The organism is Streptomyces sp. NPDC002776, assembly GCF_053592195.1.
The window spans coordinates 14,265-33,686 of sequence record NZ_JBSFVG010000021.1 but is presented as its reverse complement, the minus strand read 5'-3'; the positions used below and the strand labels follow the sequence as shown (position 1 = coordinate 33,686).

The following is a 19,422-nucleotide window of genomic DNA, read 5'->3' as shown; positions in this document are numbered from 1 at the left end:
CCGTCCAGAGGAGCCACCGTGCCTGAGGGGCACACCATCCACCGGCTGGCCAAGGACTACGCCGCCGCCTTCGCCGGTACCGCCCCCCAGGCCACCAGCCCCCAGGGCAAGTTCTCCGACGCCGCCGCCCTGATCACCGGCACCGAGCTCACCGCCACCGAGGCCCACGGCAAACACCTCTTCCTCGGCTTCCGCGACAGCGACTGGGTCCACATCCACCTCGGCCTCTTCGGCAAGGTCACCTTCGGCCCCGCCCCCGCACCCCCGCCCACGGACACGGTCCGCCTCCGCCTCGCGAACACCACCGCGTACGTCGACCTCCGAGGCCCCACCACCTGCGCCCTGATCACCCCCGCCGAGAAGCAGGCCATACACGACCGCCTCGGTCCGGACCCGCTGCGCGACGACGCGGACCCGAAGACGGCCTACCGGCGCGTCTCCCGCAGCCGCACCACGATCGCCGCCCTGCTCATGGACCAGAAGATCATCGCGGGCGTCGGCAACGTCTACCGCGCGGAGGTCCTCTTCCGGCACGGCATCGACCCCTACCGGGCGGGCAAGGACATCACGCCCCGGCAGTGGGAAGCCATCTGGGCCGACCTGGTGGACCTCATGCACGAGGGCGTCCGCAACAACCGCATCGACACCGTCCGCCCGGACCACACCCCCGAGGCGATGGGCCGCCCGCCCCGCGTGGACGACCACGGCGGGGAGGTCTACGTGTACCGCAGGGCCAACCTGCCCTGCCACATCTGTGGCGGCGAGATCCGCACCGCCGATCTCGCCGCCCGCAACCTCTTCTGGTGCCCCAACTGCCAGAAGCGGTAAGCCGGTTCGAGGACCTGTGAGCCGGTTCGAGAACCTGTTGGCCGGTTCCAGAACCCGTGAGCCGCCGTTCCGGAACCCCGCGAACCGCTGTTCTAGAACCCGTGCGGCAACCAGGGCGCGACGGCCGAGCCGAACCCCACCGACGCCTCCGCCAGCGCCCCCCGCCGGACCTCGCGTACCCGCCCGGCGGCCCCCAGCGACACCAGGCTCACCCCGCCGAGATACGCCGACCCCAACTCCCGTACGGACAGGGCCAGATCCGCCGCGTCCCGGGTCCGCTCGCAGGACGCCCCCTTCGCGTCCCCCGACAGCCGCCAACGCCCGGAGTTCCAGGGGCAGAAGGCGTCCTCGACCTCCAGCACCACATCCACCGGCGCCTGATAGGTCCGGGCCGAGAGCGCCGCCCCGACCTCGACCAGCCGGACGAACATCCCGTCCCGGTACCGCGGCCGGCACCGCCGCAGGTCCGACACCTGGTGCTGCCATGCCTCGTCCATCGGCCGCCCGTGCACCTTCAGCGTCGCCGTCAGGTCCAGGTCGAACAGGAACCGCCACAGCGCGGCCTGCGCCGCCGCGTCCACCCCGGCCAGCTCCCGCAGCTGCACCACCCCGTCGTTCCCGGCGACCCCCCACTCCGGCTTGACCGCGTAACGGGCGTACCCGACGGTCTCCCCGTCCCGCTCCGCCAGCACGCACTGCAACGGCGACGCCCCGCCCCGCCCGCCCTCCGGATCGAGCACCCCCACCCGCTCCCAGCCGGGCCGCACCCGGGCCAGCATCCCGGGCCGGACGGGCACCAGCGCCGCGTACACCTGCTCGCACGCGTCGATGACGTCCACCGGCTCCGCGTACCGCAGCCGTACGTCGTCCGTCCCGGCCGGCACCGACAACCGCACCCGGGTCGTGTCGATCTCGGTGGCGAGCTGAAGGGTCGCCACGCCGTACCCGAACCGCCCGTAGATCGCCGGCTCGGACGCCGTCAGCACCGCCAGCGGCTCGCCCCAGGACCGCACGTCGTCCAGCTGCCTGCGCATCATCGACGTAAGGACCCCGCGTCGCCGGTGCGTGCCGGCGACCCCGACCATCGTCACCCCCGCCGCGGGCACCGAGGCCCCGCCGGGCACGGTCACCCCGAACCGGAACGCCCCGGCCGACCCCACGCACAGGTCACCGTCCCAGGCGCCGAGGAACCGGTCGAACTCGGTGAGTCCCCGGTACAGTTCACGCTCCTCGGTGGGCTCCGGCACCCCGCCGAAGGCGCGCAGCAGCACGTCGTACCAGATGTCCCAATGCTCGGGCGCCAGCCGCCGCAGCTCGGTCGCGGAACCGGTCGTGAAGTGTGTCCCCATGCGCCATGCCTACCAGGGCGATGCGGGACGAGCCACGGAATTTCCGCCGGGGGGCCGCGCGATGGCTTCTCGTGAAGTTCACTGTGGAGTTGAGCCTCGGACGGGGGACAAGGTGGACCTCCCGTGCCAAGCGGCTGGTCCGATGGATAGGGTCCCGAACTAATGGCAGCAGGACGACAGCGGCGCGCGGCCGCCGACACGCTCGCGGCCCGGTTGCGTATCCAGTGGCACCGGGTCCGCGTCGGCCTGCGCAGAAGTGCCGTGGACTACTTCCGCGGCGACGGCTCCGACTGGGTCGCGCTGGCCGCACTGCTGCTCACCGTCCCGCTCATCACCGCCACCACCCTGGCCAACTCGGTCTGGTGCGCTCCGGCCGCGCTGGTCCTGCCCATCGTCGCCGGCGGTCTGCTGCTGCGCCCGGCCAGCCTGCTCGGCCTGTACGCGGCCGCGGCCACCGCCCTGATCGTGGAGTCGGTGCAGCTCGGCCCGTACACCGAGGGCGCCGCCCGGGTCACTCCGGGCGTGGTCCTGGTGGTCGCGGCCTGCGGGTTCGTCGGCCTGCTGATCGCCCAGTTCCGCAGCCGCGTCGGCGTGCCCTGGCGGCGCGGCGGAACCATGCTGTTCGACCTGCGCGAACGCATCCGGGTGCAGAGCAAGCTGCCGCAGCTGCCCAACGGCTGGCACCGCGAGATGGCGCTGCGCCCGGCGGGCGGCCAGTCGTTCTCCGGTGACTTCGTTGTCGCGGCCCGCACGAACGGCGGCCGGACCCTGGAGGTCGTCCTCACGGACGTCTCGGGCAAGGGCATGGACGCGGGCTCGCGGGCCCTGCTGCTGTCGGGCGCCTTCGGCGGACTCCTCGGCTCGCTGCCCCCGCACGCCTTCCTCCCGGCCGCCAACGGCTACCTGCTCCGCCAGGACTGGGAGGAGGGCTTCGCCACCTCCATCCACCTGGTCCTGGACCTGGACTCCGGCGACTACGAGCTCTACTCCGCCGGACACCCGCCGGGCCTCCAGCTCAGCGCGGGCAGCGGCCGCTGGGAGGAGAAGGCCGCGGAGGGCCCGCTGCTGGGTGTGTACGACGGCGCCCAGTTCGACCCCGTGAAGGGCTCGTTGCGGCCCGGGGATGTGTTGATGCTGTTCACAGACGGTCTGGTGGAGACCTCCGACCGCGACATCGTCGAGGGCATCGACCGCCTCACCGGCGAGGCGGACCGCTATGTCGCGGGCGGCTTCCACGGCGCGGCCTGGCATCTCATCGAGGCGGTGGCCAAGGACGTCAACGACGACCGCGCGCTGCTGCTGATCTGCCGCGAGGGCCCTACGGTGACGTCACAGGCGGGGGGCCACGCCTGACGCTCGCCGTTCCCGAGGTCGAAGCCCTCGCCCGCGCCGCCCACGAGGGCCAGACGGACAAGGCGGGACGGCCCTACGCCGAGCACCTGAAGGCGGTGGCCGACGGCGTCCGTGCCCGGGGCGGCGACGACGACCAGATCGCGGCGGCCTGGCTGCACGACGCCGTCGAGGACGACGCCCTCACCGAGCGGTGGCTGCACGAGGCCGCGCTGAGCCGCCGTACGAAGGACATCGTCCTCGCCCTCACCAAGCGCGCGGGGGAGACGCCGGAGGCGTACGCCGGGCGGATCCTCGCCACGCCGGGCGCGCTGCTGGTGAAGGAGGCGGACCTGGCGCACAACGCGGACCCGGCCCGCCTCGCGGTCCTGGACGAGGCGACGCGCGTACGCCTGACCGAGAAGTACGCGCGCATGCGCGCACTTCTCGGCCTGCAGCCCTGAGCCGGGCACCGCACCCCTGAACTAGGCGGCGGTCTTCTGACGTTCGCGTTCGCGGGCCGCCTCCGCGGGGTCCCGCCGGAACGCCCACTTCATCTCGGGCTCCATCACCGTCCGGAAGACCCGCCGCACCGGCGCGGTGCACAGCAGCGTCACACCCGCCGCCGCGAGCACGGTGACGAAGATCTGGCCGAGCGGCCGGTGCAGCCAGTCGTGGTCGAACCAGCCCTGGTAGTCACCGGCCTTCACCACGAAGCCGTGCAGCAGATAGCCGTACAGCGTGCCCGCGCCCAGCGCCGTGAACCACATGTGCCGGCGCGGCACCCAGGCGAAGAAGCACGCCGTCAGCACCAGTGAGCAGCCGAACAGCGCGAACACCATGACGGGCCCGGTCCACCACGGCGCGCCCAGCTCCTGCGCGGAGTCACGGTGGTAGAACCAGCCGGTGTTCATGCGCGGCACCGCCCACCAGCTGACGGCGAGCGCCAGCGCGAACACCGGCACGGACAGGATCCGCACGGAACGCCGGCGCACCCACTGGAAGTGCTCGGCCTTCATGTGCAGGCCCAGCACGAAGAACGGCAGGAACTGCAGCACACGCTGGAGGTCGAGGTCGTCGCCGATCTCCGGCGTGACGGACGCCAGCACCGCGATGCCGAGCGCGACAGGCAGCGGCCGGCGGATCGACTTCCAGATCGGGGTGGTCAGCCGCCAGACGAACAGCGCGGCCAGGAACCAGGTGAGATACCAGGGGTCGAGCAGGCTGACGGGCATGCTCGGGTCGTCGTCGATCACCCGCTTGAACAGCGGATACGCGGTCTCGAAGACGATGTACGGCACGGCGACACCGGTGATCAGCCGGCGCAGCCGGTCCGGGCGCATGTCGAAACTGCGTGAGAAGTAGCCGGAGATGATGATGAACGCCGGCATGTGGAAGGCGTACACGGCCATGTACAGGCCTTCGAGGATCCGGCTGTCGCCCTTCAGGGGCTCCCAGGCATGACCGACGGCCACCAGCACGATCGCCAGGAACTTCGCGTTGTCGAAGAAGGCGTCGCGCTTGCCTGCTCTTGTGTTCGGTCTCTGCTGTTTCTCGGGGGAGCGCGGACTCGGCACTCCCGGGGCCTGCGACTGTGCGGGTGGCGAGGCAGCGTGGAACATCTGAGGCACCTTAGCGGCGGCTGTGCGGATGAGTAAAACGCGGGACGCCATTACCACTTATGTGCCTGCCTTGTGATGTTTAATCCATGCTAAATCGTACATAACGCAAGGTGTGGGCCGGAGTTGGGGTCACCTGTGACAACAATTCGAATTACCCGCGAACACCTTGTGTGGACATGGAAACGATCACACCGAATTTCTCTTACGAGTGTCACTTCGAATTCCCGTGCGGAGTGCGCGGGATGGCCCCCGCGGGGCCCGGAGCCGCCCGCACCGGCCGGAGTTGTGACCACTGATGCCCCACCCGCCGCATACGGCGGCCCTGTTGGTGGCACGATGGTTCTGGCGGGGGTGCGCGGGGCAGGCACCCCCGGGCCGGGAGAGCGGACCGACCGAGGGTGTGATCAGTTGTGGCCATTTCGCTGTCAGTGGTGCTGCTGTTGGCGATCATCTTGGTGGTGTTGATCCGAGGTGGCTCCCTCAAGGCCGGCCCCGCGGTGGTCGCCGTGCTCTTCGGCTTCTTCCTCGCCTCCACCGGCATGGCCGACGACATCCAGCGGTTCCTCGACTCGATAGCCGAGACGATCAACTCGATCCAGTTCTAGAACGCCGGACCGCACAAACGACGCCGGCCCGGTTCCGAGGAACCGGGCCGGCGGCCGAACTGGAGCGGGCGACGGGAATCGAACCCGCGTAGCTAGTTTGGAAGACTAGGGCTCTACCATTGAGCTACGCCCGCACAGGACGCGCCGCAGGTCAGCCGACCGCGGCACTGAAGGCATCGTAGCGGGTCGGCCCCCCTCGGCGCACACCCCATAAATGCGGCGGCCCCATGGCCTGCGGGCATGTACCCTACGTGTCGCACCAGACGGGGTGTGGCGCAGCTTGGTAGCGCGTCCGCTTTGGGAGCGGAAGGCCGTGGGTTCAAATCCCGCCACCCCGACCACCTGCCTGATCATCCAGGTGATCGCCTTTGGGTCGTTCAGCGGCTGCGGTTACTATGCAAGCTGCGCGCCCGTGTGTCTCTCACTTACCGAAGTCCTCCGGGCAGCGAATCCGCCGGACCAGTCTGGCCCGGCAAACCCAAGAAGTCAGCCACAAGGAGACCGAACCGTGAAGAGCGCCGTGGAGACCCTGAACCCGACTCGGGTTCGGCTCACTGTCGAGGTGCCCTTCGAGGAGCTCAAGGACAGCCTCGACGCGGCGTACAAGAAGATCAACCAGCAGGTCACGGTGAAGGGCTTCCGCAAGGGCAAGATTCCCGCCCGGGTCATCGACCAGCGGTTCGGCCGTGGCGCCGTGCTGGAGGAGGCCGTCAACGACGCGCTTCCCAAGTTCTACACGGAGGCGGTCAACGAGGCCGAGCTCAACGTCCTGGGCCAGCCCGAGGTCGACATCACGGAGCTGAAGGACGGCGAGACGCTGAACTTCACCGCCGAGGTCGACGTCCGCCCGGCCATCGAGATCCCGGACTACTCCGGCATCGAGGTCGAGGTCGACGCCGTCGAGGTCACCGACGAGGACATCGAGAAGTCGGTCGAGCAGCTCCGCGAGCGCTTCGCCTCGACCTCCCCGGTCGAGCGCCCCGCCCAGGACGGCGACGTCGTCACCATCGACCTGCAGGCCAAGGTCGAGGGCGAGGTCCTGGAGGACGGCGTCGCCGAGGGTGTCGCCTACACCATCGGCTCCGGTGAGCTCCTCGAGGGCATCGACGACGCCGTGAAGGGCCTGGAGGCCGGTGGCGAGGCCACCTTCACCTCCGAGCTCAAGGGCGGCTCGGCGGCCGGCAAGGAGGCCGAGGTCACCGTCAAGGTCACCCAGGTCGCCGCGCGCGAACTGCCCGAGCTGGACGACGACTTCGCGCAGCTCGCCTCCGAGTTCGACACCCTCGACGAGCTCAAGGCCGACAGCCGCAAGCGCCTCGAGAACATGAAGCAGTACGACCAGGCCACGCAGGCCCAGGAGCGCGTCCTGGAGAAGCTGCTGGAGCTCGTCGAGGTGCCCGTCCCCGAGAAGCTGCTCGAGGACGAGATCAACACCCGCAAGCACAACCTGGAGCACCACCAGCTCGGCCAGATGGGCCTCGACCTCGAGAAGTACCTCGAGATCCAGGGCAAGACGGTCGAGGAGTTCGACGCCGAGACCAAGGAAGCCGCGGTCAAGGGCATCAAGACCCAGTTCGTCCTGGACGAGCTCGTCAAGCAGGAGAAGCTCAACGTCAACCAGGAGGAGCTCACCGAGCACCTCATGCGGCGCGCGGCCTCCTCCGGCATGTCCCCCGACCAGTTCGCCCAGGCCGTCGTCGAGGGCGGCCAGGTTCCGCTCCTGGTCGGCGAGGTCGCCCGCGGCAAGGCCCTGGCCGTCGTGGTCGAGAAGGCCACGGTCAAGGACACCAACGGCGAGATCATCGACCTGGACGACGAGGACGAGGCCGCCACCGACATCGCCGCCGAGGCCACGGAGGCCGACGCCACCGAGGCCGAGGCCGACGAGAAGACCGAGGGCTGAGCACGCCTTCGGCGCCTGTGACGCCGTAGGAAGGCCCCGGGGAGGACGATCCCCGGGGCCTTTCCGGCATCCGGTGGGCGGGGCGCTCGCGGGCGGTCACGGGGCGTAGGCGGCGGCCCACCCGCCGCAGGCTCTACGCCCCCGGCGAACACCCCCCGCTCCGGGATTCCCTGAAGGGACCAGCGCGTTAGGGTCCATGAGTACGGGGGCAGGGGAGTCGGCGAAACCGCCGGAGGCCCCCGGCAGGGAAACGTGAAGACGGCCCGGCGCCGTCGTAAGACGAGCAGGTGGATACGTGACGAATCTGATGCCCTCCGCCGCCGGCGAGCCTTCCATCGGTGGTGGCCTCGGCGACCAGGTCTACAACCGGCTGCTCAACGAGCGGATCATCTTCCTCGGCCAGCCGGTCGACGACGACATCGCGAACAAGATCACCGCACAGCTGCTGCTCCTTGCCGCTGACCCGGACAAGGACATCTACCTCTACATCAACAGCCCGGGCGGTTCGATCACGGCCGGTATGGCGATCTACGACACCATGCAGTTCATCAAGAACGACGTGGTCACCATCGCCATGGGCCTCGCCGCCTCGATGGGCCAGTTCCTGCTCAGTGCGGGCACCCCCGGCAAGCGCTTCGCGCTGCCGAACGCCGAGATCCTGATCCACCAGCCGTCCGCCGGCCTCGCCGGCTCGGCCTCGGACATCAAGATCCACGCCGAGCGGCTGCTGCACACCAAGAAGCGCATGGCCGAGCTCACCGCCCAGCACACGGGCCAGACGATCGAGCAGATCACCCGCGACTCGGACCGCGACCGCTGGTTCGACGCCTTCGAGGCCAAGGAGTACGGCCTCATCGACGACGTCATCCCCACGGCCGCCGGTATGCCGGGCGGCGGCGGTACCGGAGCGGCGTAGGGCCGGTACCGGCCCCCGGGACACCCCAGGGCCGTACGAGCCTCCACCCGCCCCCAGCCCCCGCTACAGCCCCTTTTTGGAGACACCGTGAACACCTTCCCCGGCAGCGGCTTCCAGGACCGCCCGCAGGCCGAGTACACCGGCCCTGTCGCCGAGTCCCGCTACGTCATCCCGCGCTTCGTCGAGCGCACGTCGCAGGGCATTCGTGAGTACGACCCGTACGCGAAGCTCTTCGAGGAGCGCGTGATCTTCCTCGGCGTGCAGATCGACGACGCCTCCGCCAACGACGTCATGGCGCAGCTGCTGTGCCTGGAGTCGATGGACCCCGACCGGGACATCTCGGTCTACATCAACAGCCCCGGTGGCTCCTTCACCGCGCTGACGGCCATCTACGACACGATGCAGTTCGTGAAGCCGGACGTCCAGACGGTCTGCATGGGCCAGGCGGCCTCCGCCGCCGCGATCCTGCTGGCCGCCGGTACGCCCGGCAAGCGCATGGCGCTGCCGAACGCGCGCGTGCTGATCCACCAGCCGTACAGCGAGACGGGCCGAGGTCAGGTCTCGGACCTGGAAATCGCCGCGAACGAGATCCTCCGGATGCGTGCGCAGCTGGAGGAGATGCTGGCCAAGCACTCCACCACGCCGATCGAGAAGATCCGCGAGGACATCGAGCGCGACAAGATCCTCACGGCCGAGGACGCCCTGTCGTACGGCCTGATCGACCAGATCATCTCCACCCGGAAGATGAACAACGCAGAGGTGCGCTGAGCCGGAGGCTGTATCGTCGGCCGCTCCTTGGCACGGTGCACGACAAAGTGAACCGTGCCAAGGGGGGCCCGAACAAGGGCCCCGGCAAGGTACCGTCGGATGAAGGCAGCACCAGGAGCCGCTGGACCTAGGCGTCTCCCAGGCGAAGGGGAAGCACACCGTGGCACGCATCGGTGACGGCGGCGATCTGCTCAAGTGCTCGTTCTGCGGCAAGAGCCAGAAGCAGGTCAAGAAGCTCATCGCAGGGCCCGGTGTGTACATCTGCGACGAGTGCATCGATCTCTGCAACGAGATCATCGAGGAAGAACTCGCGGAGACCAGCGAGGTGCGCTGGGAGGAGCTCCCGAAGCCGCGCGAGATCTACGAGTTCCTCGAGGGGTACGTGGTCGGCCAGGAGGCCGCCAAGAAGGCCCTGTCGGTCGCGGTGTACAACCACTACAAGCGGGTCCAGGCCGGCGAGCACGGCGGTGGTCAAAGCCGCGAGGACGCCATCGAGTTGGCGAAGTCCAACATCCTGCTGCTGGGCCCCACCGGCTCCGGGAAGACCCTGCTGGCGCAGACGCTCGCCCGGATGCTGAACGTCCCGTTCGCGATCGCGGACGCGACGGCGCTGACGGAGGCGGGCTATGTCGGCGAGGACGTCGAGAACATCCTGCTGAAGCTGATCCAGGCGGCGGACTACGACGTCAAGAAGGCCGAGACCGGGATCATCTACATCGATGAGATCGACAAGGTCGCGCGGAAGAGTGAAAACCCGTCGATCACGCGAGACGTCTCGGGCGAGGGCGTCCAGCAGGCGCTGCTGAAGATCCTGGAGGGCACGACGGCCTCGGTGCCGCCGCAGGGCGGGCGCAAGCACCCCCACCAGGAGTTCATCCAGATCGACACGACGAACGTGCTGTTCATCGTGGGCGGTGCCTTCGCCGGTCTCGAGAAGATCATCGAGTCGCGGGCCGGTGCGAAGGGCATCGGGTTCGGCGCGACGATCCGCTCCAAGCGGGAGCTGGAGGCGAAGGACCAGTTCGAGGACGTCATGCCCGAGGACCTGGTCAAGTTCGGCATGATCCCCGAGTTCATCGGGCGTCTGCCGGTGATCACCTCGGTCCACAACCTCGACCGCGAGGCGCTCCTGCAGATCCTGGTGGAGCCGCGCAACGCCCTGGTCAAGCAGTACCAGCGCCTCTTCGAACTCGACGGAGTGGAGCTGGACTTCGAGCGCGAGGCGCTGGAAGCCATCGCCGACCAGGCGATCCTCCGCCAGACCGGCGCGCGCGGCCTGCGCGCCATCATGGAGGAGGTCCTGATGTCGGTGATGTACGAGGTCCCGTCCCGCAAGGACGTGGCCCGTGTCGTCATCACGGCCGACGTCGTCCACTCGAACGTCAACCCCACCCTGATCCCGAGGGACGCCCGGAACGGCCGGGGGCCGGGGGAGCAGAAGACGGCGTAACAGCATCAGACGTACGACAGGGGCCCCGGTCGGTCGACCGGGGCCCCTGTCGTGGTTGCTGTCCGACGGCAGGCGTCAGATCTTGACGCGGACGTCCTTGCGGAACTTGGCGGTGAGGGCCGCCGCCTGGGTCGGGTCGGTCTCCTTGCCGGCCGCGATGTCGGCGATCTCCATCGGCATCACGAAGCCGATCGTGCTGTAGTCGCCCCAGACGCAGTACGTCATGTTCATCTCGGACGGCTCACCCGAACCCGCGGTGGCGTCGGGGTTCTGCATGTTGGCCTGCTGGCACTTCAGGACCGTGCCGTCGAACCCCTCGGGGGTGTACGCCTTCGGCTCGCCCTTCATGGTGACGTCTTCCTTCTCGGCGTCCTTCTTCATGTACGCGAGGAGTCCGTCGACAGCCTTCTCGGGGTCCTCGATCTCGCCGTACACGCCGCCGAAGGTCACCAGCTTGCCCGCCAGCGGGTTGCTCTCGTCGCCCGACTGGTAGTTCGCGCTGACGTCCTTGGGGTTCTTGACGCCCCAGTCCTCGGCGTTCTGGAGGTCGTCCTTCGTCATCGCGCTGTCCGAGCCGTTGTCCTCGGCCTTCTTGTACTCCGTGAGGACCGTGGCCGGCGTGGTCAGCTTGTGCGGGCCGTCGTCCCCGGCGGCATCACCGCTGCCCCCACTCCCACCCACCACGAAATACACGCCCACGCCGATCGCCGCCACGACCGCTACCGCGCCCAGGATGAGGCCCGTCTTCTTCTTGCCGCCGCTCGGGGCCGGGGGCATCGGGGCGCCGTAGGGGGGCTGCTGGCCGTAAGGGGGCTGCTGGGGCGGGACGCCGCCCTGCTGGGGGTAGCCGTAACCCGGCTGCGGGGCCTGCGGCTGCTGGGGGTAGCCATAGCCGGGCTGCGGAGCCTGCGGCTGCTGGCCGTACGGACCCGGCTGGCCGTACGGTCCGGGCTGCTGGGGCTGCCCGCCGTACGGGCCCGGCTGGTTGTAGCTCATTACTGGGTTCCCCTCCAGATGCTTATGTGGTCCTGACATCCTGGCCCAGCCGGGGGGCGCGCGGTGCATCGGGGCCCCCACCGTTACAGAACAAAGCCGTTTCGGGACACCGCCGCGACACCCCTAAACTGACTCCGTGACCGAGAACGCTCAGCAGCAGCCACCAGCGCCCCACACCGAACTGCCGACCCAGTACGCGCCGGCCGACGTAGAGGGGCCGCTGTACGAGCGCTGGGTGGAGCGGGGTTACTTCGAGGCGGACGAGAAGAGCGACAAGCCGCCGTACACCATCGTCATCCCGCCGCCGAACGTCACCGGCAGCCTCCATCTCGGGCACGCCTTCGAGCACACGCTCATCGACGCCCTGACCCGCCGTAAGCGCATGCAGGGCTACGAGACGCTGTGGCAGCCCGGCATGGACCACGCCGGCATCGCCACGCAGAACGTCGTCGAGCGCGAGCTGGGCAAGGAAGGCAAATCCCGGCACGACCTCGGCCGCGAGGCCTTCGTCGAGCGCGTCTGGCAGTGGAAGGGCGAGTCCGGCGGCCAGATCTCCGGGCAGATGCGGCGGCTCGGCGACGGCGTCGCCTGGTCCCGCGAGCGCTTCACCATGGACGAGGGGCTCTCGCAGGCCGTCCAGACCATCTTCAAGCGGCTCTACGACGACGAGCTCATCTACCGCGCCGAGCGCATCATCAACTGGTGCCCGCGCTGTCTGACCGCCATCTCCGACATCGAGGTCGAGTACCAGGACGACGAGGGCGAGCTCGTCTCCATCCGGTACGGCGAGGGCGACGACGCCATCGTCGTGGCCACCACCCGCGCCGAGACGATGCTCGGCGACACCGCCGTCGCCGTCCACCCCGAGGACGAGCGGTACCGCCACCTCGTCGGCCGTGAGATCGAGCTGCCGCTCACCGGCCGCCGTATCCCCGTCGTCGCCGACGAGCACGTCGACCCCGAGTTCGGCACCGGCGCCGTCAAGGTCACCCCGGCCCACGACCCGAACGACTTCGAGATCGGCCAGCGGCACGACCTGCCCGCCGTCACGATCATGGACGAGCACGCCGTCATCACCGCCCACGGCCCCTTCCAGGGCCTGGACCGGCTCGAGGCCCGCTCCGCCATCGTCGCCGCCCTGCGCGCCGAGGGCCGGATCGTCGCCGAGAAGCGGCCGTACGTCCACTCGGTGGGCCACTGCTCGCGCTGCAAGACCACCATCGAGCCGCGGCTGTCCATGCAGTGGTGGGTCAAGGTCGGCCCGCTGGCCAAGGCGGCCGGCGACGCGGTCCGCGACGGCCGCGTCAAGATCCACCCCCAGGAGATGGAGAAGCGCTACTTCGACTGGGTCGACAACCTCCACGACTGGTGCATCTCGCGGCAGTTGTGGTGGGGCCACCGCATCCCGGTCTGGTACGGCCCGAACGGCGAGGTCGTCTGCGTCGGTCCGGACGACGAGGCGCCCACCGGCGAGGGCTGGCACCAGGACACCGACGTCCTCGACACCTGGTTCTCCTCCGGCCTGTGGCCCTTCTCCACCCTCGGCTGGCCCGAACAGACCGACTCGCTCGCGAAGTTCTACCCGAACTCCGTCCTGGTCACCGGCTACGACATCCTCTTCTTCTGGGTCGCCCGGATGATGATGTTCGGCCTGTACGCGATGGACGGCACCCCGCCGTTCCACACCATCGCCCTGCACGGCATGGTCCGCGACCAGTTCGGCAAGAAGATGTCGAAGTCCTTCGGCAACGCGGTCAACCCGCTGGACTGGATGGACAAGTACGGCTCCGACGCACTCCGGTTCACGCTGGCCCGCGGCGCCAACCCCGGCGTCGACGTCCCCATCGGCGAGGACTGGGTCCAGGGTTCGCGCAACTTCGCCAACAAGATCTGGAACGCCACCCGCTTCGCGCTGATGAACGGCGCGACGCTCGAAGGTGAACTCCCGGACGCCTCCCGCATGTCGGCGACCGACCGCTGGATCCTTTCGCGCCTCAACTCCGTCGTCGCCGAAGTCGACGCGCTCTACGAGGACTTCCAGTTCGCGAAGCTCTCCGACGCGCTGTTCCACTTCGCGTGGGACGAGGTCTTCGACTGGTACGTCGAGCTGTCCAAGACCACCTTCCAGGCGGGCGGCGAGCCGGCCGCGGTCTCCCAGCGGGTCCTGGGCGAGGTCCTGGACGTCACCCTCAGGCTGCTGCACCCGGTGGTCCCGTTCGTCACGGAGACCCTGTGGACCACCCTCACGGGCGGCGAGTCGGTCGTCATCGCCGAGTGGCCCGAAGACAGTGGCTTCCGGGACGAGGCGGCCGAGCGGGAGATCGAGAGCCTCCAGTCGGTCATCACCGAGGTCCGCCGCTTCCGAGCCGACCAGGGCCTGCAGCCGGGCCAGCGGGTCCCCGCCCGGCTGAGCCTGGACGGCACGGCACTGGCCCCGCACGAGGCCGCCATCCGCCAGCTCCTGCGCCTGCAGCCGGAGGGCGACGCCTTCACGGCCACGGCGACCCTGCCGGTCGCGGGCGCGGAGGTCGCGCTGGACCTCTCCGGCACGATCGACGTGGCGGCGGAGCGCAAGCGCCTCGCGAAGGACCTGGCCGCCGCCGAGAAGGAGAAGGCCCAGGCCACGGCCAAGCTCGGCAACGACGCCTTCCTGGCGAAGGCCCCGGACAACGTCGTGGACAAGATCCGCGGCCGGCTGGCGAAGGCGGACGAGGACATCGCCCGCATCCAGGCCCAGCTGGACCGTCTCCCCGAGGCGTAAGCCGTAGTAGGCGCGTGCCAAGGCCCCCGCAGCCACCCGGCTCCGGGGGCCTTGGCCTCCGTCTGCCGGTCCCCCTCCGTAGACTGGCCCCGTGAGTGACAGCGACCCCTTCGACGAGATCATCGCGGAAGAGACCGACCGCGACCCCGATCTCGCGGTCATCGAGGCCGGCAGCCGTACCCTGCGCACCCAGGGCGGCCCGCCGCAGGCGGATGTACCGACGCGCCCCGAGGACCCCGAGGTCGACAAGGCCCTGCGCGACGTCGAGGCGGAGCTCGCCACCCGCTGGGGCGAGACCAAGCTGGAGCCCTCGGTCAGCCGTATCGCCGCGCTGATGGACGTCCTTGGGGAGCCGCAGCGCTCGTACCCCTCGATCCACATCACGGGGACCAACGGCAAGACCACCACCGCCCGCATGATCGAGGCGCTCCTCGGCGCCTTCGAACTGCGCACCGGCCGGTACACGAGCCCGCACGTCCAGTCGGTCACCGAGCGGATCAGCCTGGACGGCGCCGCGATCTCCGCCGAGCGGTTCATCGAGACGTACCACGACATCAAGCCGTACGTGGAGATGGTCGACGCCCAGCAGGAGTACCGGCTGTCCTTCTTCGAGGTGCTGACCGGCATGGCGTACGCCGCCTTCGCGGACGCGCCCGTCGACGTGGCCGTCGTGGAGGTCGGCATGGGCGGCACCTGGGACGCCACGAACGTCATCGACGGTGACGTCGCCGTCGTCACCCCCATCGACCTGGACCACACCGACCGGCTCGGCGGGACGCCCGCCGAGATCGCCGTGGAGAAGTCCGGGATCGTCAAGCAGGGCGCCACCGTGATCCTGGCGCAGCAGCCGGTGGACGCGGCGCAGGTGCTGCTGAAGAAGGCCGTGGAGGTCGACGCGACGGTCGCCCGCGAGGGCCTGGAGTTCGGGGTGGTCTCCCGGCAGGTCGCGGTCGGCGGCCAGCTGGTCACCCTGCGGGGCCTGGGCGGCGAGTACGGCGAGGTCTACCTCCCGCTGCACGGCGCCCACCAGGCGCACAACGCCGCCGTGGCGCTGGCCGCGGTGGAGGCGTTCTTCGGGGTCGGCGCCCAGCGTGCCGAGCCGCTCGACCTCGACACCGTCCGCAAGGCCTTCGCGGCCGTCTCCTCGCCGGGCCGCATGGAGGTCGTACGGCGTTCGCCGACCGTCGTGCTGGACGCCGCGCACAACCCGGCGGGCGCCCGGGTGACCGCCGAGGCGATCGGGGAGGCCTTCGACTTCAGCCGGCTGATCGGCGTGGTCGGGGCCAGCGGCGACAAGAACGTACGCGGGCTGCTGGAGGCCTTCGAGCCGATCTTCGCCGAGGTCGTCATCACGCAGAACTCCAGCCACCGCGCGATGGACGCCGACGAGCTGGCCGCCATCGCCGTCGAGGTGTTCGGCGACGAGCGGGTGCAGGTCGAGCCGCGGCTGCCGGACGCGCTGGAGGCCGCGATCACGCTGGCCGAGGACGAGGGCGAGTTCGCGGGCGGCGGGGTGCTGGTCACCGGTTCCGTCATCACCGTGGGAGAGGCCCGGCTGCTGCTGGGGAAGGGCTGAGGTTTTCAAGGATGCGTACGCTCTGTGCGTCGACGCTGATCGGCGAGTTCTTCGTCATCGGGTTCGCCGGTCTGGTCGCCATGAAGGACCCCGATCTGTCCATGTCGACGGTGTGGACGGTCTGCGGGATCGCGATGTTCGCGTGCCTGCTGCTGTGCGGTCTGGTCACCCGGCCCGGCGGCATCGCCCTCGGCTGGGCGCTCCAGGTCGTGCTGATCGCCTCCGGGTTCGTCGTGCCGTCGATGTTCGTCCTGGGCGCGGCCTTCGCGGCCCTGTGGTGGGCGTCGGTGCACTACGGGAGGAAGATCGACGAGGCGAAGGCGAGGTTCGCGGCGCAGGCCGACGCCTCCGCCCCGGACGCGGCCTGATCCTCTCCGTCTGAGGCGGCCTCTGTACCGGGCGCGGCTGATCCTCTACACCTGACGCTGCGTAACAGACGCCCGGACACGCCGGGTAACCTGCTCTTCCCGCACACGTGATGCACTAAGGAGCCCGTCGTGACCCAGCGCACCCTCGTCCTCCTCAAGCCCGACGCCGTCCGTCGTGGCCTGACCGGCGAGATCATCAGCCGCATCGAGCGCAAGGCGGGCTGGCAGATCACCGCGCTGGAGCTGCGCTCCCTGGACCAGGACACGCTGGAGCAGCACTACGGCGAGCACAAGGGCAAGCCGTTCTACGAGCCGCTGCTCGCGTTCATGTCCTCCGGGCCGGTCGTCGCGCTGATCGTTGAGGGCGAGCGGGTCATCGAGGGCGTGCGCGCGCTGGCTGGCCCGACCGACCCGATCGCCGCCGCGCCCGGCTCCATCCGCGGCGACTTCGGTGTGATCGTCCGTGAGAACCTCATCCACGCCTCCGACTCCGAGGAGTCGGCCGAGCGCGAGGTGAAGATCTTCTTCCCCGGTCGCGCCTGACGTTCAGCGGCGGTTCGGAGAGCCCGGGGGCGCCGCCCCCGGACTTTCCGGCACATGCCGGGCGTTCGGGGGAACGACAGGCCCCAAACGCTCGTCTCCGAGAGCGAACCCGCACATCATCTGCTGACAATGGCGAAGGACCCTCACGCCGTGTTCGCGAAGGCGCGTCTACGATGGAACCCTTCACGTCACAGCACCCACCTCGCCGACCTGAAAAGCCCTCAAAAGCTCGTGGGAAGGCCAGACGAATCCTGATGGGGAACTCAATGTCGTTCATCGGCCGTGACATGGCTGTCGACCTCGGGACCGCCAACACGCTGGTGTACGTCAGGGGTCGCGGGATCGTACTCAACGAGCCGTCCGTCGTCGCGATCAACACCAACACCGGTGGCATCCTCGCGGTCGGCGCCGAAGCGAAGAAGATGATCGGGCGCACGCCGGGCAACATCGTTGCCGTACGCCCGCTGAAGGACGGCGTGATCGCCGACTTCGAGATCACCGAGCGGATGCTCCGCTACTTCATCCTGAAGATCCACAAGCGGCGGTATCTGGCTCGTCCGCGGGTCGTCGTCTGTGTGCCCTCGGGCATCACGGGCGTCGAGCGCCGCGCCGTCATCGAGGCGTCGTCCCAGGCCGGCGCCCGTCAGGTGCACATCATCGAGGAGCCCATGGCCGCGGCCATCGGTTCCGGCCTGCCGGTCCACGAGGCCACGGGCAACATGGTGGTCGACATCGGCGGCGGCACCACGGAGGTCGCGGTCATCTCCCTCGGCGGCATCGTCACCGCGCAGTCCATCCGCGTGGCGGGCGACGAACTGGACAACGCGATCATCCAGCACATCAAGAAGGAGTACTCGCTCCTGCTGGGTGAGCGCACGGCCGAGCAGATCAAGATCACGATCGGTTCGGCGTACGACCTCGACTCCGACGAGCACACCGAAATCCGCGGCCGGGACCTGGTCTCCGGGCTGCCCAAGACCGTGGTCATCTCGGCCGCCGAAGTGCGCAAGGCGATCGAGGAACCCGTCAACGCCATCGTCGACGCCGTCAAGACGACCCTCGACAAGTGCCCGCCGGAGCTGTCCGGCGACATCATGGACCGCGGCATCGTGCTGACCGGCGGCGGCGCCCTGCTGCGCGGCCTGGACGAGCGGCTGCGCCGGGAGACCGGCATGCCGATCCACATCGCCGAGGACCCGCTGGACAGCGTGGCGCTCGGCTCCGGCAAGTGCGTCGAGGAGTTCGAGGCGCTCCAGCAGGTCCTCGACGCCCAGCCGCGCAGATGACGCAACCCTTCGATTCCGCCGTACGAGACGATCTCCTCTCGTGCGGCGGATCGTTGATATAGAGACAGTCGATCCAGAGACACAAGCTCCCGCAAAAGCAGCCCCCGGGCCTCCCTGGGGCTTCCCGAATTCCTATGAGGAAGGGCACGGCCGCCGCACGTGAGGGACACACGAGAGAGCCGGCTGCTCCTGGTGCTGCTGATCGCCGTCGCGTTCGCGCTGATCACGGTGGACATCCGCGGCGGGGAGGACTCCCCGGTCGACGGTGCCCGGCAGACCGCGGCCACCGTCTTCGGGCCGATCGAGAACGGCGTCTCGAGCGCGGTCGACCCCGTCGGCAACGCGGTCTCCGCGATCCGCGACTCGGGCGAACGGCACGACCGCATCGCCGAGCTGGAGAAGGAGAACGCCGCTCTCAAGGCGAAGCTCGGCAGCGACGACCGCAACCGCAGCAGACTCGCGCAGCTCGACAAGATGATGAAGATCGCGGGCCGGGGCCAGTACGGCATCAAGGGCGCCGAGGTCATCGCGATAGGAGCGGCCCAGGGCTTCTCCTGGACCATCACCATCGACGCCGGCGCCAACGACGGCCTCAAGCGCGACATGACGGTCCTCAACGGCGACGGCCTGGTCGGCCGCGTCACCACCGTCGGCCCCGACACCGCGACCGTGCTGCTCGCCAGCGACCCCGACTTCACCGTCGGCACCCGGATGGAGGGCAACGACGAACTCGGCTTCGCCTCGGGACAGGGCGACCGCCCGCTGCGCGTCGAACTCCTCAACGGCAAGGCGCAGATCAAGAAGGGCGACCGCCTGGTCACCTTCGGCTCGCAGGCCGACCGGCCCTTCGTGCCGGGTGTCCCGGTCGGCGTGGTCAACCGCGTCGACCCCTCCGGCGGCGACCTGACCCGCACCCTCTACGTCACGCCGTTCGTCAGCTTCACCAAGCTCGACATCGTCGGCGTCGTCGTCGAGGCCCCGAAGAAGGACCCGCGCGACACGGTGCTCCCCGACAAGCCCAAGCCGACCCCCAGACCGACGGTGACGGTGACGGTCACCCCGTCCGCCCAGGCACCGGTCGACGGCCAGTACCCGCAAGAAGAGCAGTAGGAGCTGAAGCCC

17 protein-coding genes and 2 tRNA genes are annotated in these 19,422 nt (G+C 69.4%); 15 read left to right on the top strand and 4 right to left on the bottom strand.

Translation table 11 applies throughout. The features are described 5' to 3' along the window. Nucleotides 1-18: 18 nt before the first annotated feature. Nucleotides 19-828, top strand: coding sequence for an Fpg/Nei family DNA glycosylase (locus ACWD11_RS30715; protein WP_451286882.1), 810 nt, complete (start codon nucleotides 19-21; stop codon nucleotides 826-828). Nucleotides 829-920: 92 nt separating this feature from the next. Here the strand turns inward: ACWD11_RS30715 and ACWD11_RS30710 are convergent, their stop codons facing one another. Beyond that, complete coding sequence (locus tag ACWD11_RS30710; protein ID WP_451286880.1) at nucleotides 921-2,177, bottom strand: GNAT family N-acetyltransferase; 1,257 nt, start codon at nucleotides 2,175-2,177, stop codon at nucleotides 921-923. A 162-nt stretch (nucleotides 2,178-2,339) separates the two neighbouring features. Between ACWD11_RS30710 and ACWD11_RS30705 the strand changes: the two genes are divergently transcribed. Together ACWD11_RS30705 and ACWD11_RS30700 are read left to right on the top strand one after the other, a co-directional pair. Further along, nucleotides 2,340-3,530: a PP2C family protein-serine/threonine phosphatase gene (locus ACWD11_RS30705; RefSeq protein WP_389416031.1), complete on the top strand. Its 1,191-nt coding sequence runs from the start codon at nucleotides 2,340-2,342 to the stop codon at nucleotides 3,528-3,530. Then, on the top strand, nucleotides 3,527-3,970 hold the full coding sequence (locus tag ACWD11_RS30700; protein WP_389416032.1) for an HD domain-containing protein: 444 nt from the start codon (nucleotides 3,527-3,529) through the stop codon (nucleotides 3,968-3,970). The genes ACWD11_RS30705 and ACWD11_RS30700 overlap by 4 nt, the downstream gene beginning before the upstream one ends. A gap of 21 nt (nucleotides 3,971-3,991) precedes the next feature. Here the strand turns inward: ACWD11_RS30700 and ACWD11_RS30695 are convergent, their stop codons facing one another. Further along, complete coding sequence (locus ACWD11_RS30695) at nucleotides 3,992-5,128, bottom strand: acyltransferase family protein (protein ID WP_451286878.1); 1,137 nt, start codon at nucleotides 5,126-5,128, stop codon at nucleotides 3,992-3,994. Nucleotides 5,129-5,538: 410 nt separating this feature from the next. Between ACWD11_RS30695 and ACWD11_RS30690 the strand changes: the two genes are divergently transcribed. Continuing rightward, nucleotides 5,539-5,733: a hypothetical protein gene (locus ACWD11_RS30690; RefSeq protein ID WP_150949237.1), complete on the top strand. Its 195-nt coding sequence runs from the start codon at nucleotides 5,539-5,541 to the stop codon at nucleotides 5,731-5,733. 60 nt (nucleotides 5,734-5,793) lie between these two features. Here the strand turns inward: ACWD11_RS30690 and ACWD11_RS30685 are convergent. Further along, a tRNA-Gly gene (locus tag ACWD11_RS30685) sits at nucleotides 5,794-5,867 on the bottom strand. A 130-nt stretch (nucleotides 5,868-5,997) separates the two neighbouring features. On the opposite strand from ACWD11_RS30685, the gene ACWD11_RS30680 reads away from it, so the two are divergent. The 5 genes from ACWD11_RS30680 to clpX all read left to right on the top strand — a co-directional run bounded on the left by ACWD11_RS30680 (nucleotide 5,998) and on the right by clpX (nucleotide 10,770). Next, nucleotides 5,998-6,074, top strand: a tRNA-Pro gene (locus ACWD11_RS30680). Nucleotides 6,075-6,241: 167 nt separating this feature from the next. Beyond that, the gene (gene tig / locus ACWD11_RS30675) at nucleotides 6,242-7,636 is read left to right on the top strand and encodes a trigger factor (RefSeq protein WP_389416034.1); all 1,395 of its coding nucleotides are present in this window, start codon (nucleotides 6,242-6,244) and stop codon (nucleotides 7,634-7,636) included. Between the two features lie 307 nt (nucleotides 7,637-7,943). Then, nucleotides 7,944-8,552 (top strand): ATP-dependent Clp protease proteolytic subunit, encoded by a 609-nt coding sequence (locus tag ACWD11_RS30670; protein WP_250079236.1) that lies wholly within the window; start codon nucleotides 7,944-7,946, stop codon nucleotides 8,550-8,552. Between the two features lie 87 nt (nucleotides 8,553-8,639). After that, a complete protein-coding gene (locus tag ACWD11_RS30665; protein ID WP_389416035.1) occupies nucleotides 8,640-9,320 on the top strand; it encodes an ATP-dependent Clp protease proteolytic subunit in 681 nt (226 codons plus the stop codon). 160 nt (nucleotides 9,321-9,480) lie between these two features. Further along, nucleotides 9,481-10,770 carry an ATP-dependent Clp protease ATP-binding subunit ClpX gene (gene clpX, locus ACWD11_RS30660; protein WP_250079212.1) on the top strand — a complete coding sequence of 430 codons (1,290 nt, stop codon included), beginning with the start codon at nucleotides 9,481-9,483 and terminating at the stop codon, nucleotides 10,768-10,770. 75 nt (nucleotides 10,771-10,845) lie between these two features. Here the strand turns inward: clpX and ACWD11_RS30655 are convergent, their stop codons facing one another. Beyond that, on the bottom strand, nucleotides 10,846-11,766 hold the full coding sequence (locus tag ACWD11_RS30655) for a hypothetical protein (RefSeq protein WP_451286875.1): 921 nt from the start codon (nucleotides 11,764-11,766) through the stop codon (nucleotides 10,846-10,848). 136 nt (nucleotides 11,767-11,902) lie between these two features. On the opposite strand from ACWD11_RS30655, the gene ACWD11_RS30650 reads away from it, so the two are divergent. The 6 genes from ACWD11_RS30650 (at nucleotide 11,903) to mreC (ending at nucleotide 19,410) form a co-directional block, all read left to right on the top strand. Continuing rightward, the gene (locus ACWD11_RS30650) at nucleotides 11,903-14,527 is read left to right on the top strand and encodes a valine--tRNA ligase (RefSeq protein WP_451286873.1); all 2,625 of its coding nucleotides are present in this window, start codon (nucleotides 11,903-11,905) and stop codon (nucleotides 14,525-14,527) included. A gap of 91 nt (nucleotides 14,528-14,618) precedes the next feature. Then, nucleotides 14,619-16,103, top strand: a complete 1,485-nt coding sequence (folC, locus tag ACWD11_RS30645) for a bifunctional tetrahydrofolate synthase/dihydrofolate synthase (RefSeq protein WP_451286871.1) — start codon at nucleotides 14,619-14,621, stop codon at nucleotides 16,101-16,103. Nucleotides 16,104-16,114: 11 nt separating this feature from the next. After that, the gene (locus ACWD11_RS30640) at nucleotides 16,115-16,471 is read left to right on the top strand and encodes a DUF4233 domain-containing protein (protein ID WP_451122738.1); all 357 of its coding nucleotides are present in this window, start codon (nucleotides 16,115-16,117) and stop codon (nucleotides 16,469-16,471) included. Between the two features lie 129 nt (nucleotides 16,472-16,600). After that, complete coding sequence (ndk, locus tag ACWD11_RS30635; protein ID WP_389416040.1) at nucleotides 16,601-17,014, top strand: nucleoside-diphosphate kinase; 414 nt, start codon at nucleotides 16,601-16,603, stop codon at nucleotides 17,012-17,014. A 266-nt stretch (nucleotides 17,015-17,280) separates the two neighbouring features. Further along, nucleotides 17,281-18,300, top strand: coding sequence for a rod shape-determining protein (locus ACWD11_RS30630; protein ID WP_004001297.1), 1,020 nt, complete (start codon nucleotides 17,281-17,283; stop codon nucleotides 18,298-18,300). 159 nt (nucleotides 18,301-18,459) lie between these two features. After that, entirely contained in the window at nucleotides 18,460-19,410 is a 951-nt protein-coding gene (gene mreC / locus ACWD11_RS30625) for a rod shape-determining protein MreC (protein WP_389416041.1), read from the top strand. Nucleotides 19,411-19,422: the final 12 nt, after the last annotated feature.

Coding starts and splice junctions, on each gene's coding strand:
- ACWD11_RS30710 (WP_451286880.1), bottom strand. CDS start 2,177: ATGGGGACACACTTCACGACCGGTTCCGCGACCGAGCTGCGGCGGCTG.
- ACWD11_RS30705 (WP_389416031.1), top strand. CDS start 2,340: ATGGCAGCAGGACGACAGCGGCGCGCGGCCGCCGACACGCTCGCGGCC.
- ACWD11_RS30695 (WP_451286878.1), bottom strand. CDS start 5,128: ATGTTCCACGCTGCCTCGCCACCCGCACAGTCGCAGGCCCCGGGAGTG.
- ACWD11_RS30670 (WP_250079236.1), top strand. CDS start 7,944: ATGCCCTCCGCCGCCGGCGAGCCTTCCATCGGTGGTGGCCTCGGCGAC.
- ACWD11_RS30655 (WP_451286875.1), bottom strand. CDS start 11,766: ATGAGCTACAACCAGCCGGGCCCGTACGGCGGGCAGCCCCAGCAGCCC.
- ACWD11_RS30640 (WP_451122738.1), top strand. CDS start 16,115: ATGCGTACGCTCTGTGCGTCGACGCTGATCGGCGAGTTCTTCGTCATC.
- ACWD11_RS30630 (WP_004001297.1), top strand. CDS start 17,281: ATGTCGTTCATCGGCCGTGACATGGCTGTCGACCTCGGGACCGCCAAC.